Source organism: Haladaptatus sp. (assembly GCF_049589095.1).
Classification (GTDB): Archaea; Halobacteriota; Halobacteria; order Halobacteriales; family Haladaptataceae; genus Haladaptatus.
In genome coordinates this window covers 1-3,172 of the sequence record NZ_JBAWAC010000321.1, presented here as the reverse complement: position 1 = coordinate 3,172, position 3,172 = coordinate 1, and the positions used below count along the sequence as shown (strand labels likewise).

Sequence of the window (3,172 nt, the reverse complement as noted above, 5' to 3'; positions counted from 1 at the left end):
ATTGCATCCGCAAACCGCGATCCGCTGGCTACCGACGTGAGTTGGTGAACCCTTCGGCGGCGAGAAAAAATCGTCGTCGTTTAATCGTCGTTCAGTCGTACTGCGGCGCACGCCCGGACGGATCGCTCCCGTCCACGAGCGGCAGGGGAACTATCTCCGCGGCCACCTCGTCTCCATCGACGCGGACGGTCAGTTCCGAATCCATCCCCACGTCGTACTCCACCAGCGCCATCGCGGCGGGTCGGTCGAGGGACGAACTGTCGACGGCGCGGGTGACTTCGCCGACGGATTCGTCGCCGTCGAAGACCGCCGCGCCGCTTTCGGGGAGGGAGTCGGGGAACAGGCCCGCCAGCTTTCGACTCGGTCGTCCGCGGTTTTCGACGCGCGAAACAACTTCCTGTCCGACGTAACAACCCTTCTCGAAGTCGAGCGCGTTCCGCAGGCCGAGCACGTTCGGGATTTCGCCCGCCAGTTCGTATTCGAACAGCGGCGTTCCCGCTTCGAGCGTCAGGGATTCCCACGTCGTCCGGCCGAAGGGAGCGGCGTTCATCCCGCGCGTGATCAGGGTGTCGAAGACGAGTTCGACGTTCGACCATTCCCGGTCCATCTCGTCGGTCGTCGTTCCGGTCGTACAGACGACTTCGTAGCCTTCCTCGCCCGTCGGCGCATCGGTGCGGATGACCGTCACGCCCACGTCGGCCATCTTTCCCCTGTTGAACGAGAGGCGCTCGTCCGGCGTACTCACGTCGTTCAGCACGCTGGCGACCTTTTCGGTCGCGTAGGGACCGTGGACGCCGAAGATGGCGAACCGGTCGGTGGCGACGGATATCTCCACGTCCTCGATGAATATCTTCTCGCGCCACTGCTCGGCGAGCGGGGTCGCTTCGCCGGGCGGGAGAAAGAGCAGGAGTTGCTCGCCCGCACAGTAGACGTACATGTCGAGTTCGATTCGCCCCTGCGGGTCGAGCAGGAGGGCGTAGGTTCCCTGTCCGTCCTCGCGCGGAATCCGGTTCGAGACGACGTTGTCGACGTACTCTATCCGATCGTCGCCGGAGACCACGAGGACGCCGTAGGGCATCTCCGTGAGTCCGACGCCGTTCCTGACTGCACGGTGTGCCCGCTCGGGGCGGCCGTAGTCGCGCGGCACCCGGCGGTTGCCGACCGAACAGAACGTCGCCCCGTGGTCTTCGTGTACGGTTTCGAGGCTCATACTCGTAGTCGGGTGCGCGGGGGAGTAAAAACGTCGGATGCGGAACGCTGGGTAGTGGCTACGAAATACGAAATCGAAAGCGGAGCACGGAATCGAATCCGGAACGATGGTCCGAAACTACAGCGGCAGGCGTTCGATGATCTTGTCCACGAACGACGGTTCGTCGGGTTCCTCTTCGGGGTCCGGAACGACCTTCGTGTCCGGTTTGATGAGCGTCCGCCCGTTCCGCATCGTCGCTTCGATGAGACCGTCTCGTTTCAGGTTCGCGAGCGCGTCCTCCAACTCGTCGATGCCCGCCTCGACGTGTGACCGCAGTTCGAAGACCGTCATTCCGTCCTCGCTTCGGTCCACGAGGGCATCGAGTACTTGGACCTCGGTGTCCGGACGGCGCCGATACTCCCGCTTGGCCTTCATATCTATTTCTATGTCACCCCGGTTTTTAGCCTTACCTCTCAGGTAGGTTCAGCGGGCGGTCCAGTTCGGAGAAACGGGACCTCGACCTGATCCGCATACGAGGGGTTCGTCGAACCGATCGATGCCGTGAACTACCGATCCGTCCCGACCTTCTCGCTCGCGTCCCGAATCAGTCCGTCCAGAATCTCGGGGGTCGTCGGGTGGTACGCCCGGTCCGGGATATCGCGCACGTCCATCCCGCGCTCCACGACGACCTGCATCGTCTTCGCCATCACGTCGGCGTGATAGTGGAGGCCCTGATAGCCGATGACGGTCCCGTCCTCGGCGTCCACGACGAGCTTTGCCAACCCCCTCGACGCTTGCTTGGTCTTGAATACGCCGTCGTCCGACGCCTGCCGGGTGACGGCGACGTACTCCCCGCCCTCGGCCTCCGCTGCGTCCTCCGAGAGGCCCACTCTGGCGAAGGGATACACGCCGACGCCGGAGAAGATGACGTGATGATGGACGTTCTCGTACGGTTCGAGGTCGTCGCCGTCAGCGTGTGCGAGGATGTTCTCGGCCGCTTTGAAGCCCTGTTCCTTGGCGACATGGAGAATGGGCTCCTTGCCGTTCGCGTCCCCAACGACGAACGTCCGCGGGTCGTCGCGGGCCTGCATGGTCTCCTCGACCCATCCCTCGTCCGGTGACAGCGGGGTGTCCTCCAACCCGAGTCCGTCGAGGTTCGGCCTTCGTCCCGTGAAGAGGATCAGTTCGTCCGCGTCGATGGATTTCGTTTCGCCGCTTTGCTCGACGTGTAATCGAACCCCGTCGCCCGTGGACTCGACGCGCCGTTCCACCGTCTCGGTCAGGATGTCGATGTCGAACTCCTCGCGGTACATGTCCAGAATCTCGTCGCCGAACGGCGCGTCGCCCTCGTCCAGCGGCCGCGGGTCGTGTTCGATCACGGTGAGGTCCATCCCGGCCGCCTCGCTGAGGTACGGCACGAGTTCGAGGCCGGTGTAGCCGAAGCCCATCACGATTCCCGAATCGGGGAACGCCGTCGCGTCCAGCACGTCCGCGCTGGTCATGTACTCCACCTCGTGCATGCCCGGAAGGTCGGGAACGTTTACTTTCGATCCCGTGGCGATGACGGCGTAGTCCGCCTCGATTTCCCGATCGCCGACTTCGACCGTGTGGTCGTCAACGAACCGCGCGGTGTCGTGGATGAACTCCACGTTCTCCCCCTCCGCGAGGTCGTGCACCGCCGCGCGGCGATGCTCCGCGAAGCCCAAAACGTGGTCGTCCTTCAGGTCGACCACCGACTCCAAGTCCACCTCGGGCGTCCCCGAAAGCCGCGGGTCGTGGCGTGCTTGATACCGATGGGCCGCCGCCGACAGCACCTCCTTCGAGGGCATGCAACCGCGCAGGATGCACAGCCCACCGCCGGGGTCGCCGTCGTCGATGAGCGTCAACCGGACGGTCGGGTCCTCGGCTAAACTTTGTGCGACGGCGACCCCTGCGCTCCCATACGCCCCGACGATGACGACGTGCGTTGCCATACGGGTCGAT

Annotated in this window: 3 protein-coding genes; all 3 read right to left on the bottom strand. The window is 64.2% G+C overall.

The window, feature by feature from the left end:
• Positions 1 to 91: 91 nt before the first annotated feature.
• A complete protein-coding gene (locus tag WBV42_RS10355) occupies positions 92 to 1,210 on the bottom strand; it encodes an aminomethyltransferase family protein (protein ID WP_423985957.1) in 1,119 nt (372 codons plus the stop codon).
• 117 nt (positions 1,211 to 1,327) lie between these two features.
• Positions 1,328 to 1,624 carry a DUF6432 family protein gene (locus WBV42_RS10350; protein WP_066144610.1) on the bottom strand — a complete coding sequence of 99 codons (297 nt, stop codon included), beginning with the start codon at positions 1,622 to 1,624 and terminating at the stop codon, positions 1,328 to 1,330.
• Positions 1,625 to 1,755: 131 nt separating this feature from the next.
• Positions 1,756 to 3,162, bottom strand: coding sequence for a dihydrolipoyl dehydrogenase family protein (locus tag WBV42_RS10345; protein ID WP_423985958.1), 1,407 nt, complete (start codon positions 3,160 to 3,162; stop codon positions 1,756 to 1,758).
• Between the last annotated feature and the right edge of the window lie 10 nt (positions 3,163 to 3,172).

Coding starts and splice junctions, on each gene's coding strand:
- WBV42_RS10355 (WP_423985957.1), bottom strand. CDS start 1,210: ATGAGCCTCGAAACCGTACACGAAGACCACGGGGCGACGTTCTGTTCG.
- WBV42_RS10350 (WP_066144610.1), bottom strand. CDS start 1,624: ATGAAGGCCAAGCGGGAGTATCGGCGCCGTCCGGACACCGAGGTCCAA.
- WBV42_RS10345 (WP_423985958.1), bottom strand. CDS start 3,162: ATGGCAACGCACGTCGTCATCGTCGGGGCGTATGGGAGCGCAGGGGTC.